14 protein-coding genes are annotated in these 12,623 nt (G+C 62.0%); 6 read left to right on the top strand and 8 right to left on the bottom strand.

The window, feature by feature from the left end; genetic code table 11:
• Positions 1 to 48: 48 nt before the first annotated feature.
• From ACFORG_RS09670 to ACFORG_RS09645, 6 genes are all read right to left on the bottom strand, one after another.
• The gene (locus ACFORG_RS09670; RefSeq protein WP_386735218.1) at positions 49 to 1,095 is read right to left on the bottom strand and encodes a threonine aldolase family protein; all 1,047 of its coding nucleotides are present in this window, start codon (positions 1,093 to 1,095) and stop codon (positions 49 to 51) included.
• Positions 1,095 to 1,568, bottom strand: a complete 474-nt coding sequence (locus ACFORG_RS09665) for a YcgN family cysteine cluster protein (RefSeq protein ID WP_386735216.1) — start codon at positions 1,566 to 1,568, stop codon at positions 1,095 to 1,097. The genes ACFORG_RS09670 and ACFORG_RS09665 overlap by 1 nt, the downstream gene beginning before the upstream one ends.
• Positions 1,565 to 2,497, bottom strand: coding sequence for a bifunctional riboflavin kinase/FAD synthetase (locus ACFORG_RS09660; protein ID WP_386735215.1), 933 nt, complete (start codon positions 2,495 to 2,497; stop codon positions 1,565 to 1,567). Before ACFORG_RS09660 ends, ACFORG_RS09665 begins: the two co-directional genes overlap by 4 nt.
• A gap of 105 nt (positions 2,498 to 2,602) precedes the next feature.
• A complete protein-coding gene (locus tag ACFORG_RS09655) occupies positions 2,603 to 3,046 on the bottom strand; it encodes a MaoC family dehydratase (RefSeq protein ID WP_386735214.1) in 444 nt (147 codons plus the stop codon).
• A 99-nt stretch (positions 3,047 to 3,145) separates the two neighbouring features.
• Positions 3,146 to 4,021: a TIGR01459 family HAD-type hydrolase gene (locus tag ACFORG_RS09650; protein WP_386735213.1), complete on the bottom strand. Its 876-nt coding sequence runs from the start codon at positions 4,019 to 4,021 to the stop codon at positions 3,146 to 3,148.
• Between the two features lie 105 nt (positions 4,022 to 4,126).
• Positions 4,127 to 5,203: a DUF389 domain-containing protein gene (locus ACFORG_RS09645; protein WP_386735212.1), complete on the bottom strand. Its 1,077-nt coding sequence runs from the start codon at positions 5,201 to 5,203 to the stop codon at positions 4,127 to 4,129.
• A 224-nt stretch (positions 5,204 to 5,427) separates the two neighbouring features.
• Between ACFORG_RS09645 and ACFORG_RS09640 the strand changes: the two genes are divergently transcribed.
• Entirely contained in the window at positions 5,428 to 5,745 is a 318-nt protein-coding gene (locus tag ACFORG_RS09640; RefSeq protein WP_386735211.1) for a hypothetical protein, read from the top strand.
• Positions 5,746 to 5,813: 68 nt separating this feature from the next.
• On the opposite strand, the gene ACFORG_RS09635 is transcribed toward ACFORG_RS09640, so the two are convergent.
• Positions 5,814 to 6,734, bottom strand: coding sequence for a manganese-dependent inorganic pyrophosphatase (locus ACFORG_RS09635; protein ID WP_386735210.1), 921 nt, complete (start codon positions 6,732 to 6,734; stop codon positions 5,814 to 5,816).
• A 161-nt stretch (positions 6,735 to 6,895) separates the two neighbouring features.
• On the opposite strand from ACFORG_RS09635, the gene ACFORG_RS09630 reads away from it, so the two are divergent.
• The 5 genes from ACFORG_RS09630 (at position 6,896) to ACFORG_RS09610 (ending at position 11,325) form a co-directional block, all read left to right on the top strand.
• On the top strand, positions 6,896 to 7,621 hold the full coding sequence (locus ACFORG_RS09630; RefSeq protein ID WP_386735209.1) for a DUF2161 domain-containing phosphodiesterase: 726 nt from the start codon (positions 6,896 to 6,898) through the stop codon (positions 7,619 to 7,621).
• Positions 7,622 to 7,744: 123 nt separating this feature from the next.
• Complete coding sequence (locus ACFORG_RS09625) at positions 7,745 to 8,056, top strand: co-chaperone GroES (protein ID WP_386735208.1); 312 nt, start codon at positions 7,745 to 7,747, stop codon at positions 8,054 to 8,056.
• Between the two features lie 54 nt (positions 8,057 to 8,110).
• Entirely contained in the window at positions 8,111 to 9,754 is a 1,644-nt protein-coding gene (gene groL, locus ACFORG_RS09620; protein ID WP_386735207.1) for a chaperonin GroEL, read from the top strand.
• Positions 9,755 to 9,835: 81 nt separating this feature from the next.
• A complete protein-coding gene (locus tag ACFORG_RS09615; protein ID WP_386735206.1) occupies positions 9,836 to 10,279 on the top strand; it encodes a group I truncated hemoglobin in 444 nt (147 codons plus the stop codon).
• Positions 10,276 to 11,325 carry an adenylate/guanylate cyclase domain-containing protein gene (locus ACFORG_RS09610; RefSeq protein WP_386735205.1) on the top strand — a complete coding sequence of 350 codons (1,050 nt, stop codon included), beginning with the start codon at positions 10,276 to 10,278 and terminating at the stop codon, positions 11,323 to 11,325. Before ACFORG_RS09615 ends, ACFORG_RS09610 begins: the two co-directional genes overlap by 4 nt.
• A gap of 17 nt (positions 11,326 to 11,342) precedes the next feature.
• On the opposite strand, the gene ACFORG_RS09605 is transcribed toward ACFORG_RS09610, so the two are convergent.
• The gene (locus ACFORG_RS09605; protein ID WP_386735204.1) at positions 11,343 to 12,596 is read right to left on the bottom strand and encodes an adenylate/guanylate cyclase domain-containing protein; all 1,254 of its coding nucleotides are present in this window, start codon (positions 12,594 to 12,596) and stop codon (positions 11,343 to 11,345) included.
• Positions 12,597 to 12,623: the final 27 nt, after the last annotated feature.

Genomic DNA, 12,623 nt, shown 5'->3' with positions numbered 1-12,623 from the left:
CCACATCAAAGCGAGATGAGGCGGGTGGTAGGCATGCCCGCCAAGGCGTTACCCTTGGGCGACCATTTTCGTGAAGCGGTCAATCTCTTCGCGTGCCAATGACCAATCGCAGACGAGACGGCAGGGGAGAGCCTCATCGTCCGGGCCGCCATCCAGTTCGGCTCCCCACAGGTGATAAACCGCGCCTTCGGCCATCAGGCGTCGATGCGTGGCGCGGGGAAAGCTGGGAAAAACCATGTTTGCCGGTCCGGCGTGCAGGAACTCGGCCCCTGCCTCCTTCAACCCCGCCACGAGATGCGCGCAGTTGTCGTTTGCCTTTTGGGCAAGCTCCAGCCACAGACCGTCGCGCAGGTAGGCCGACATCTGGGCGGACAGGTAGCGATGTTTCGAGAAAAGATGCGCGCCGCGCTTTCTGCGCAGCTCGAACTCCCAGGCATGGCGCGGATCGAAGAAGATCACTGCCTCCACCCCCATCAGCCCGTTCTTGGTCCCGCCGAAACTAACGGCGTCAATGCCCGCCTTCCAGGTCATCTCGGCCGGCGTACAGCCAAGAGCCACCAGCGCATTTGCAAAACGTGCGCCATCGAGGTGGGTGGGCAGGCCGAACGACTTTGTTACATCCGTCAGCGCCCGCAGCTCGTCCAGAGTATAGACGCCGCCGCGCTCGGTCACCTGCGTTATCGATACCGGCCCGCGTTGCGGACCGTGTACGCCGCGCGTCTCTTCGCCTTCGATCGCTCCCCGTAGCGCCTCCGGGGTCATCTTGTCCGCACCGGGCACAAGCGTCAGCTTGGCGCCGCCGGTGAAGAATTCGGGCGCGTTACACTCGTCCTCGTGGATATGGGCGACCGGCGAACAGAAGATCGTCTGCCATGGCTGGCTAAGCGTCGCGAGGGCAAGCGAATTCGCCGCAGTGCCGGTCGCCACGAGGTGGACGGATGCCTCGGGCGCTTCGAATATCTCGCGCAACGTGTTGCGGACCTCGTCCATCAGCGCATCCGCGCCATAGGCCATTGCATAGCCCTTGTTGGCTTCGGCAAGCGCGTCCAGAACCTGTTGCGGGACCGGTCCGGAATTGTCAGAGGCGAAAAACATTACTGCGGCTCCTCGATGATGTGATCTTCCCAGTCTTCTTCGGGTGTGTCGAATTCGGACACGGTCATGCCGCGCACGGAAACCCCGGCTTCGTGCACGGTTTCGGCCCGGCCCGAGATCAACGGGTGCCAGTCATAAAGGCCTCGCCCTTCCCACAACAGGCGATAGGCGCAGGTGCGGGGCATCCAATAGGCATGGCTGTCCAGGTTGTCCGGCGACAGAACGATGCAATCGGGTACAAACTGGTGGCGGTTCTCGTAATGCGTACAACGGCAGCTTTCATCGTCGAGAAGTCGGCATGCCACCCGTGTCAGGGCGACCTCGCCGGTATCTTCATCCTCGAGCTTGTTCAGGCAGCACTTGCCGCAGCCGTCGCAGAGCGCCTCCCACTCCTTGCGGGACAATTTCGAGAGCGGCTTCTTCTCCCAAAAGCGTGGCTGCAAGGAATTCCGTTCAATCGGATCTGAGCTCATAGGGCGGCCAGTATCTCGCGGGCGCGGGCGCAATCGGCATCCATCTGGGAGATCAGCCCGTCCAACCCGTCAAAGGTCATCTCGGGGCGCAGGTAATCCACCAGCCCGACGGAAAGGGTTGATCCGTAAAGATCCCCCGAGAAATCGAAGAGGAAAGTTTCGATGTTCGGCCGTTCGCCGTTGAACATCGGGCGCACGCCAATCGACGCCGCACCGTGATAGCTGCCCTTGTTGGGGCCATCGAGTACGTCGACCAACACGGCATAAACACCGAATTTCGGCGGGTGCAGGCCATCGATGGCCATGTTCGCCGTCGGATAACCCAATTCGCGGCCGCGCTGTTCGCCGCCGATGACCTCGCCTTCGATCCGGTGCCAATGGCCGAGCATGGCTGCCGCATCACGCGGTCGGCCTTCGGACAGTGCGGTACGGATCGCCGTGGACGAGACGACGTCGGCGGACTTTTCCATCAGCGGGGCGATCGTGACGCCAAAGCCCATTGTGCGCCCAAAGCGTTGAAGATCCGCGGCATTGCCGCTGCGAGCCTTTCCAAAACAGAAATCCGCCCCCACGACGACATGCTTGACGCCAAGGCCACCGCACAGCACCTGTGCCGCAAACTGTTCCGGCGTCAGGGCGGCCAGCGCAGCGTTGAATGGCAGTTCATAAAGTCGCTCGACACCCAGCTTTTGCAGCCTGTGCGCCCGCGCGGCGCTTCGCATCAGCCTGAAGGGCGGGGCGTCGGGTGCGAAGACCTCTCTGGGGTGCGGCTCAAAGGTGAGCACGCCCAGCGGTGCATCCGGTGCGGCCTGCCGGGCAAGGTCAATCACGGAGCGATGGCCGAGGTGAACGCCGTCGAAATTGCCGATCGCGGCGCTGGCACCGCGGTCTTCAGGGTCAACGAATTGGTAATCGCGAATGATCCGCATGACGGCCTGCCTAGCCGCAGCAGGCGGCGGGATCAAGCACTGCCTGACGCTTATCTCACCCGGTCGCCCAGATGTCGGATTCGCGCTTGATTACAGCCGGACGGATCAGTCGAACTTACGCGACGGCGCAAGGACCGTCGCCTCGCCTACGAGGACCTTCTTGCCGTCGACCGAGCAGTGACAATCAAGGCGAACGCGCCGCTTGCCCATGTCTATATCGATCACCTTCACCTCGGCATAGACCGTGTCGCCGGGCCGCACCGGGGCCAGAAACTTGAGCGACTGGCCCATGTAGACCGTTCCGTGGCCTGGCAACTGTTCACCGATGACGGCCGAGATCAGCCCCGCCGTGAGCATGCCATGTGCGATTCGGCCCTCGAAGATCGTGTCGCGGGCATAGTCGTCGTCGAGGTGGACCGGGTTACGGTCGGTCGAGACCTGCGCGAACATCTCGATATCCTCGTCCGTCACCACTTTGCGCAGGTAACGGGACATGCCCATCTCGATATCTTCGATACAGATCGTACCGCGCGGAAGATTGTCCAACATGTCACCCTCTTTCTGCACTGGCAAAGTAATATTTGCTCGCACCATGCTCTTGCTGGGCAACTTTATTACTTCGCGAGCGCAGAAAATCAAGGGGTTTGATCAGCGCAATCGCCCGATGGAATAGGTTGGTGCCGATTTCTTTTCCTCGAGAAATGCACGCAGGGCGTCGGGGTTGGGCTGCCGGTCGGTTTGCGTCTGCTGTGCGGCGAGTCCTCCGGTGATGAACAGCGAATCGATCCCTTCACCCATCGCGCCCGCGATATCCGTCCCGATCCCGTCGCCGATGGCCAGGATCTCGCCGTCGCCGATGCTGGCATCCACCTCGGCAAGCCGGCGGCGGGCAAGGTCGTAGATCGGCGGATGCGGTTTCCCGAAATAGAGGCTTTCGCCGCCCATTTCGGAGTAAAGCCGCGCCAGAGCACCCGCGCACCACTCCCGCTTTTCACCACGGTCGACCACGATATCGGGGTTGGCGCATAGCAGTTTCAGGCCCTTCTGCTTGGCGTAAAGGAAATCGGGACGGTTCTCGGCCGGGTCGGCATAAGGGTCGAACGGCCCGCAGCAGACGATCCCCTCTGCATCTTTCAGTTCGACGCGCTCGATTTCGACCGGATCGTCGACCAGCTTGATGGGGTCGAAGAAACCGGCATCCCGTTCCCATTCGCCCATGAACCAGACCTTGCGGCCGACAACCCCGCGAAACATCGCCGCGCGAGCCGAATCGCCGCTGGTCGCAATGGTGTCCCATGCCGCCTCGGGAACACCGAAGCTGCCCAGTTGCTCGGTGACGCCCAGACGTGGTTTCGGCGAGTTGGTCACCAGCACTACGATCCCTCCGGCATCGCGATAGGTTTCGAGCGCCCGAACCGCCTCGGGATAGGCTGTGACGCCGTTATGCACGCATCCCCAAAGGTCGACGAACATGGCCTTGTAGCGGTCGGAAATCTCGGACAATTCGTTGATGATCTGCGTCATGGGGGGCCTCTGGAAGAACAATCCTTGTTGGCCCCACTAATGACAAAGCACACGCCCATTGACCATACGGTGCGAACGCCGCCTCGCCGGAAAGCGGGGGACATCTCAGTTGTCTTCGGTCAATGACTCGATATCAGGGGCCTGCTGGACATTCTGGGTTCCCAATATGACTTGTGCACCGATCCGGGTCTGATAGCGGATCACGGCCAGGTATCCGTCCCCCAGTTCCTGTTGAAGAACATCGACAAGCGAGGTTTCACGCAACTGTTCGGGCAGCAGGTTCACGATCGAAGAGATCTTGTATTGTGCCTCGATCGGCAGGTCCACGATCAGCCAGACTTCAACCCTTTTGCGCTTGGCGTTGACATCGACGCGCGCGATCTCGACCGAGTACGGGTTCGCCCATGCGCGGATCGCGCCGGCGACCTGCGCCTCGGTACTGGTCTCGAGGTACCGGTTGTATGTCGATCGTCCCAACTGGAGAAAGACCAGCGTCAGGAAGGCGAGGGTAATCACCATCCCCGTGGTAAAGCCAAGCTTGCGGCGGCCCTTGCCAAAGACAACGAACCGCGCGGCATAGACGACATAGACAAGGCAGGCCGACAGGATGATTGCGCCAAGGTTCGTCGCAAAGAGCAGCCCCGCCTCGTAAGCGTCTGCGGGCTCCCCGAAGTAGAGAAGGATGCCACAAGCCGACAAGGGCGGGACCAGCGAGACGCCGATGGCTGCGCCCGGTAACAGGCTCAGCTCGGCGCGATTGATCTGCACATATGCACCGGCCACGCCCGCCGCCAGCGCAACGATCAGGTCCTCGGTGCCCGGGTCTGTGCGCGCCGTGATCTGGGCAGGCAGAACAATACCGCGCGGCACGTCGGCCACGTTGACAAGCACCAGCGCCATCAGAACGCAGGCGATGGCGGCAACGCCTACCGTCAAGGTCAACATGAAGGCACGTTTGAGCCAGCCCATGACGATCGCGGCCGCGATCCCGAGGATGGGCGTCATCAACGGCGCGACCAGCATGGCCGCGATGACCACCGCGCCCGAGTTCCGCAACATGCCCATCGTGGCGATGATGACGGATAGGGCCAGCAGCATCGCGAAGCGGCGCCAATAGGCAATCCTGTCCGCGCCTTCGAACCGCAGGATGCTGCGCGTCGTGCTGAGTTTCTGAACCGTCACGCTGGCCTTGTCCCGATCTCCCCGGTTTCAGCCTAGCCACCCAACCTGTTACGGCAAGCCTTTCGATTCGAACAATTTCCGATCTGTCGCGAATGCCCCACGCCTTGGTTTCGGCGGGTTCTTGCGGAGGATCAATCACATTCGGGTTTTGGAATTGAATAGGAAGGCAAGCTCTGAAACACTGCCTGCACGACAGGCAAGTACCCAAGAGCAAAAGGAAAATCATGAAAATGAAACTCATGTTTGCCGTAGCGGCATTGGTCGCGGCGACCGAACCTGTTATGTCTGCACATGGCAATTCCTGGGCGGGTGAGGGCGATGCCCCCGTGGCGGCCAATCATGACGCAAACCAATCGCGCAGCGCGAACACCCCTGGAACCGACGAGATGAACGGTTTCGGCGCAAGGTCCGCACATGGCAAAAACGGCACGACACCAACCGGAGGAACGGCAAGCGACAACAGCGGACTGGGAGAGGGCGGCGGACCCAGCGGATTTTCGGGGTCAGGCAGCGGTCGTGGCGGTCAGGGTGGAAACCGCTGAGCCTTGCCCCGAACGAAAAACGCCCGCAGCCTTCGCTGCGGGCGCATCGGGCATATTGACCCCGGGCCTCAGACCTTGAGGTTCGGAATGATCTGCTTCTTCCGGCTCATCACGCCGGGCAGGACGACGGTATCGCCCGTCACCTGCGCGCCAAAGCTCTTCTCGGCGACGCCTTTCACCATGTCGTTCGGCACGAACAGGGTCGCCTCTTCGTTCAGGATGTCGACGACGAAGAGCAGTACCTGGTCGACCCCATCCTCAGCGGCGACCGTTTCCATCGAACCCACCAGCGAGTCCTTGCGGTCGAGAACAACGCCCGGCGCGGTGGTCTCCAGCACGGATACCCGGAACTTCACGCCGTCGACGGCATATTCCTTGCTGTCCATCCGGATCAGCTCGGCATCGGAAAAGCTGGATACGTCAGACTTCGCCGCAAACATGTCGCCCGCGTAGTCCGAGACGTTCAGCCCCAGATCGGCGGCCAGCGCCTCGGCGACTTCGCGGTCGCGCGGCGTGGTGGTGGGCGACCGGAATTCCAGCGTGTCGCTCAGGATGCAGGTCAGCGCCGCGCCCTTGATCGCCTCGGGCATCTTGGCGGCATCCTCGCCCATCATGTCGATCATGATGGTGGCGGTGCAGGCCAGCGGTCGCACGGTGATGTCGATGGGCCCTTTGGTCTCCAGTCCGCCGGTCAGCTTGTGATGGTCGATGATTGCACGGATGTCGGCGCTGTTGATCGAGGCGGGCAACTCGGCCGGGTTGTTGGTGTCGACGATGACCACCGGCTCACCTTCGCTTACGTCACCGATGATGGCGGGCTTGGGCAGGTTCCAGCGCTCCAGCATGAAGGCCGCCTCGGTGTTCGGCTCGCCCAGCAGCACGGGCTCGGCGGCCTCGCCCTTCACTTCGTTCAGGTACCAGGCCCACAGAATTGGAGAGCCGGTGGAATCGGTATCGGGTGATTTGTGGCCAAAGACTTTGGTGGTCATGTCGCTATCCTGCGTTCGGTGCAAATTCGCGCGCCTTATAGGGCCGGTTGCCGCAGTTGTCACGGGGGCGGCATGGCCTGCGACCTATGGCCCGAACGGGTGGCCGCGGCGTCCAAAATCGACCCGTGCGCCGCCGGGCAGTCACCGCTAGAGTGGCCGGCATGACCCGCAGCGAGCCCACCCTCTCGATCACCCGCGAGGCCGACCTCTATGCCCCCGTCAAAAGCCTGCTGGAGCGGCAGGGCTACGAGGTGAAGGGCGAGATCGGAGCCGCCGACCTCGTCGCCCGTCGCGGCGAAGAAGAGCCGGTGATCGTAGAGTTGAAGCTGCGCTTTTCGCTGGGCCTGTTTCACCAGGCCCTTGCGCGGCTTAAGGTCAGCGATCTCGTCTATGTCGCGGTGCTGAAACCGACGGGCCGCACGGCGCGCCGGGCATTGCGCGACAACTTGATCCTGTGCCGGCGCCTCGGGATTGGCCTGATCACCGTGCGTGGTGACGGGCGGGTCGAGGTGCAGTGCGACCCCGGACCTTATGCGCCGCGCAAATCGCCCAAGCGGTTGGCACGGCTATTGCGCGAATTCGACCGGATCGAGGGCGACCCCAATACTGGCGGCTCGGTCAGGCGCGGAATCATCACCGCGTATCGGCAGGACGCGCTGCGCTGCGCCGCTCATCTGGCGGGGCAGGGGACATGTCGTGGGGCCGACGTGGCCCGCGAAACCGGTGTCGCGAGCGCCACGCGTCTGATGCGCGACAACCATTACGGATGGTTCACGAAAGTCGCAAAAGGCTTATATGCCCTCTCGGATGCCGGTGCCGAGGCACTTGCCGCGCAGGGCTCGGCCGGTAGGGCGGACGCATCCGAAAACGCCACCCAATCCTCTTGACAGAAATTTTCAGCCTGCCTATTTGTCCGCCGTTGGCACTCGACTTCGGTGAGTGCTAACTGCCTGCCGCGGGGGAGCGCGGGGGCGAACGCAAACGTACTTTGAGCTTAAGGAGCTGCAAAGATGGCATTCAAACCTCTTCATGACCGGGTGCTGGTGCGCCGCGTGGAAAGCGACGAGAAGACGGCTGGCGGACTGATCATTCCCGACAGCGCCAAGGAAAAGCCCGCCGAGGGTATCATCGTCGCATGCGGCGAAGGGGCCCGCAAGGACAGCGGCGAACTGATCCCCATGGCCGTTTCGGAAGGGGACAAGGTCCTGTTCGGCAAGTGGTCCGGCACCGAGGTCACCGTCGACGGTGAGGAACTGCTGATCATGAAGGAAAGCGACATTCTCGGCATCATCGAGTCCTCGGCAGCCGCCAAGGCCGCCTGAGCCAGTCCGCTTCATTCGATCGCAGAACTAATGTAAATCCAAGGAGCAAGGCATATGTCTGCTAAGGACGTCAAATTCGATACCGATGCCCGCAACAAGATGCTCAAGGGCGTCAACATCCTGGCCGATGCGGTCAAGGTGACCCTCGGCCCCAAAGGCCGCAACGTCGTTCTCGACAAGTCGTTCGGCGCGCCCCGCATCACCAAGGACGGTGTTTCGGTCGCCAAGGAAATCGAACTGGAAGACAAGTTCGAGAACATGGGCGCACAGATGGTGAAGGAAGTTGCTTCCCGCACCAATGACGAGGCTGGCGACGGCACCACCACCGCCACCGTTCTGGCCCAGGCCATCGTCAAGGAAGGCATGAAGTCGGTTGCCGCCGGCATGAACCCGATGGACCTCAAGCGCGGCATCGACCTCGCAACTGCCAGCGTCGTTCAGTCCATCAAGGACGCCGCCCGCACCGTCGAGAACTCCGACGAGGTTGCTCAGGTTGGCACCATCTCCGCCAACGGCGAAGAAGAAATCGGCCGCCAGATCGCTGACGCGATGCAGAAAGTCGGCAACGAAGGCGTCATCACCGTCGAAGAGAACAAGGGTCTCGAGACCGAAACCGACGTCGTCGAAGGCATGCAGTTCGATCGCGGCTACCTGTCGCCCTACTTCGTGACCAACCCCGACAAGATGGTCGCGGACCTCGAAGACTGCATGATCCTGCTGCACGAGAAAAAACTCTCCTCGCTGCAGCCGATGGTTCCCCTGCTGGAGCAGGTGATCCAGTCGCAGAAACCCCTGCTGATCATTGCTGAAGATGTCGAAGGCGAAGCGCTGGCGACCCTCGTGGTCAACAAACTGCGTGGCGGCCTCAAGATCGCAGCTGTCAAGGCACCGGGCTTCGGCGACCGCCGCAAGGCCATGCTGCAGGACATCGCGATCCTGACGGGCGGCCAGGTCATCTCCGAAGACCTCGGCATGAAGCTGGAAAACGTCGGCATGGACATGCTCGGCACCGCCAAGAAAGTCTCCATCACCAAGGATGAGACCACCATCGTCGATGGCGCAGGCGAGAAGGCCGAGATCGAGGCGCGCGTTGCCCAGATCCGCACCCAGATCGAAGAAACCACCAGCGACTACGACCGTGAGAAGCTGCAGGAGCGCGTTGCCAAGCTGGCAGGCGGCGTTGCTGTTATCCGCGTCGGCGGCATGACCGAAGTCGAAGTGAAAGAGCGCAAGGACCGCGTGGACGACGCTCTGAACGCGACCCGCGCAGCCGTGCAGGAAGGTGTCGTCGTCGGTGGCGGTGTGGCCCTCGTGCAGGCAGGCAAGTCGCTTGAAGGTCTGTCGGGCGCCAACAACGACCAGAACGTCGGCATCTCGATCGTGCGCAAGGCTCTCGAAGCTCCGCTGCGCCAGATCGCAGAGAACGCAGGCGTCGACGGCTCGGTCGTCGCGGGCAAGATCCGCGAAAGCGACGACAAGACCTTCGGCTTCAATGCTCAGACCGAAGAATATGGCGACATGTTCAAGTTCGGCGTGATCGACCCGGCAAAGGTCGTGCGTACCGCGCTGCAAGACGCCGCGTCGATCGCCGGTCTGCTGATCACCACCGAAGCGATGGTTGCCGACAAGCCGCAGAAAGAAGGCGCAGCTGCCGGTGGCGGCATGCCCGACATGGGCGGCATGGGCGGCATGATGTAAGGACCGGTTTCGCATTGCGAAATCGCTCTGACGGCATCCGCCGATCAGCCTGAAGCCAAGAATACCCAAGGGGCCGCCATCGTGCGGCCCCTTTTTCTTGCGCGCTTGATCGAACATGCCTCCGCCGATAGGCTGGACTGGTGCGCATTGGGACCGAACACCATGTCTGGAAGCACGTTCGAGAAATATGGCGGGTTCAGCGTCGTCAGCCGGATCGTCATGACATTCTACGACCTTGTGCTGGAAAGCGACGTCGTGGGACCGTTCTTCGACGACGTCGACATGCCGCGCCAGATCGACCACCAGACCAAGTTCGTATCGGGTATCATGGGCGGACCGGCACCCATCAACGATGCAAGGCTGCGCGCGGTGCACGCGCATCTGTCGATTTCCGACCCGCAGTTCGACGAGATCATCTCGCTGTTCGTTCAGGCTCTCGACCAGCACGGCGTCGCACCTGAAGACGCGGCCGCGCTCGCCGCGGTGATGGAGTCCAAGCGCAGCCTCATCGTGCACGAGCGATGACCCGTTTCGCGATCTCCGGCATCAACGAGCAGCTTCTCCGCTCCATCGGCATCGGCGTCGCGATCGTCAGGTTCGAGGATCTGCACTTCGTCTACCACAATGCGGCGTTTGGCGAGTGGTTCGGAGAGCCGTCGGCCAGCGAGGCGGTCCACCAATTCATCGAGGCGATGCGCGACGAGGCGCGCGCGGCCCTTCTGGATGTCGGTCATTTCGCCAGCGAGGTGACCGTCAAGCCGCGCCGCAAATCGCTGGTGATCTCCGTTTCGCTGTCCATGGCCGAGGTCGAGGGCGAGAGGATGGTCGTGGTCGAATGTCAGAACATCACGCGCATGCGTGAACTTGAGCAGATGATCGACAGCTACTCCAACATGGTCGAACGCAACACGCGCGAACTCGAACGCGAAAAAGAGCGTGTCGAAAAGCTCCTGCTCAACCTCATGCCCCGTTCGGTCTACGAAGAGTACAAGACATTCGGCGTGGTCACGCCGCAGCTTTACCGCAACGTGTCCGTCCTCATGCTCGATTTCGTGGGCTTCACCGATTTCACCGAGCGCAACGACCCGACGGTCACCCTGGGTGAGCTCAACGACATCTTCACGGCGTTTGACCGCATAAGCGAGCAGTTCGGCTGCGAGCGTATCAAAACCATCGGCGATGCCTATCTGGCCGTGGCTGGCATGCCCGAACCCGCCCCCGATCACGCGACCTCTGTCGCGAATTGCGCCGTGCGTTTCCTGCGCTACCTCGAGCGGCGCAACCAGAGCCATCCCAACAAGTGGCAGGCCCGCATCGGACTGGGCAGCGGTGCGGCGGTCGGCTCGGTCGTGGGTATCCAGAAATACGTCTACGACGTGTTCGGCCCGGCGGTGAACATGGCCTCACGCCTTCAGGTCTTCGCCCGGCCGATGGCCATCGTGGCGCCCACGTCGATGAAATTCGACCTGATCGACCAGTTTCACATCACCGATATCGGCGCACATGAAATCAAGGGGCTCGGGTCGGTCGAGCTGATGAATATCGAGGGCAATCCCGGACTCGTGCGCTGAGGCAACCCCCTCGCGGTTCAGGCATCGTTCATGTGGATGGTGAAAAGCTCCTTGGGCATGTCCACCCCGCGCAGCATGTAGCGGCCAAGCGAGATCAATTCCCGACCATCAACCGGCGTCACGTCGCGCGCGACATCCTCCGACAGGATCACCGAACGCCCGAGCGGCCTGTGCATGTTGCCAAGCCGCGCCGCAAAATTGACCTCCGGCCCTATGACGGTGAAATCGAGCCGCGCCGCCCCCCCGATGTTCCCATAAAGAACCCGACCGGCATGCAGCGCGACGGTATGATCCAGTACCGGGCGTCCCTCGGCCCGCTTCTGCGCGTTCTCGGCATCCAGCGCCGCGCCAAAGGCCATGACGGCGCGCATCGCCCGGTCGGGCGCGTCGGTCACCGCGTCGCGATCGAAGATGGCGATAAGCCCGTCGCCCATGAACTTCAGGACATCGCCGCCATTGTCCTCGATGGCCGAAACGACATGCTCGTAATAGGTGTTGAGCATTGCGATCAGCGTGTCACCCGCGACACGTTGCGACAGGCTGGTAAACCCTTCCAGGTCAAAGCAGCAGATCACCGCGTCGATCCACCGGGAAGAGCCACGCCGAACCTCGCCCGACAGCACCCGCCGCCCGGCATCGTGGCCCAGGTAGATCGCCAACAGCGACTCCGCAGTCTTGCGATTGGCGCGCGCCTTCATGGCAAGCGACAAAAGCGGGCAGGTGGTTTCGATCAACTGCACGTCGTGTTCGGAAAATCCGCCGGGGGCATCTGACATCCACGACATGATCGCCCCTTCGTTCCTGTCTCCGGGGGTGATCGGGGTGCCCTCTTCCCAAGGGGTAAAGGCGATCATCTTTGCAAGGTAGTCGGTCGCGCCCTGTTGGCGCATCTCGTTGATGATATTGAAACGGCTGGGCCGGTCAGGTGCTTCGACAGTCTCGCGATAGCGATCAAGCCCGTTTTCAAGCATGAAAAAGAAGGGACTCGCCTGCCAGATGGGCGGGGCTTCGTCGGAATGCCGGTACTCATGGTTGACCGTTCCGCGTCCGGCCTGCCAATCAAAGCCGAGCCCGCCGTAAACCGGATGCAGCGCGTTCTGCGTGACATGGTATCGGAACAGCGGCACACCGAGAGCTACGAGTTTCTCGCAATAGGCCTCGAGCATCCATGTGTTCGAGTTCCCCAATAGCCCCTCTTGCGTGATCCAGTTCACCAGTTCGGCGGCACGCGGATCGCGGCGCAGGGTTTCATTCCGGTGATCGAATGTCATACAGGTGCGCCGGGCAGGTCAGGTCTC

Origin of the sequence: Lutimaribacter marinistellae, from assembly GCF_042648365.1 — a bacterium.
Lineage (GTDB): Bacteria > Pseudomonadota > Alphaproteobacteria > Rhodobacterales > Rhodobacteraceae > Lutimaribacter_A > Lutimaribacter_A marinistellae.
Note: the sequence above shows the minus strand (reverse complement) of the source record. Positions and strands in the feature narration are given on the sequence as shown.

Excerpts from the sequence above, each read along its gene's own strand:
- ACFORG_RS09650 (WP_386735213.1), bottom strand. The coding sequence starts at position 4,021 with ATGACGCAGATCATCAACGAATTGTCCGAGATTTCCGACCGCTACAAG.
- ACFORG_RS09610 (WP_386735205.1), top strand. The coding sequence starts at position 10,276 with ATGACCCGTTTCGCGATCTCCGGCATCAACGAGCAGCTTCTCCGCTCC.
- ACFORG_RS09605 (WP_386735204.1), bottom strand. The coding sequence starts at position 12,596 with ATGACATTCGATCACCGGAATGAAACCCTGCGCCGCGATCCGCGTGCC.
- groL (WP_386735207.1), top strand. The coding sequence starts at position 8,111 with ATGTCTGCTAAGGACGTCAAATTCGATACCGATGCCCGCAACAAGATG.
- ACFORG_RS09630 (WP_386735209.1), top strand. The coding sequence starts at position 6,896 with ATGACCCGCAGCGAGCCCACCCTCTCGATCACCCGCGAGGCCGACCTC.
- ACFORG_RS09670 (WP_386735218.1), bottom strand. The coding sequence starts at position 1,095 with ATGTTTTTCGCCTCTGACAATTCCGGACCGGTCCCGCAACAGGTTCTG.
- ACFORG_RS09660 (WP_386735215.1), bottom strand. The coding sequence starts at position 2,497 with ATGCGGATCATTCGCGATTACCAATTCGTTGACCCTGAAGACCGCGGT.
- ACFORG_RS09655 (WP_386735214.1), bottom strand. The coding sequence starts at position 3,046 with ATGTTGGACAATCTTCCGCGCGGTACGATCTGTATCGAAGATATCGAG.
- ACFORG_RS09640 (WP_386735211.1), top strand. The coding sequence starts at position 5,428 with ATGAAAATGAAACTCATGTTTGCCGTAGCGGCATTGGTCGCGGCGACC.
- ACFORG_RS09635 (WP_386735210.1), bottom strand. The coding sequence starts at position 6,734 with ATGACCACCAAAGTCTTTGGCCACAAATCACCCGATACCGATTCCACC.
- ACFORG_RS09665 (WP_386735216.1), bottom strand. The coding sequence starts at position 1,568 with ATGAGCTCAGATCCGATTGAACGGAATTCCTTGCAGCCACGCTTTTGG.
- ACFORG_RS09625 (WP_386735208.1), top strand. The coding sequence starts at position 7,745 with ATGGCATTCAAACCTCTTCATGACCGGGTGCTGGTGCGCCGCGTGGAA.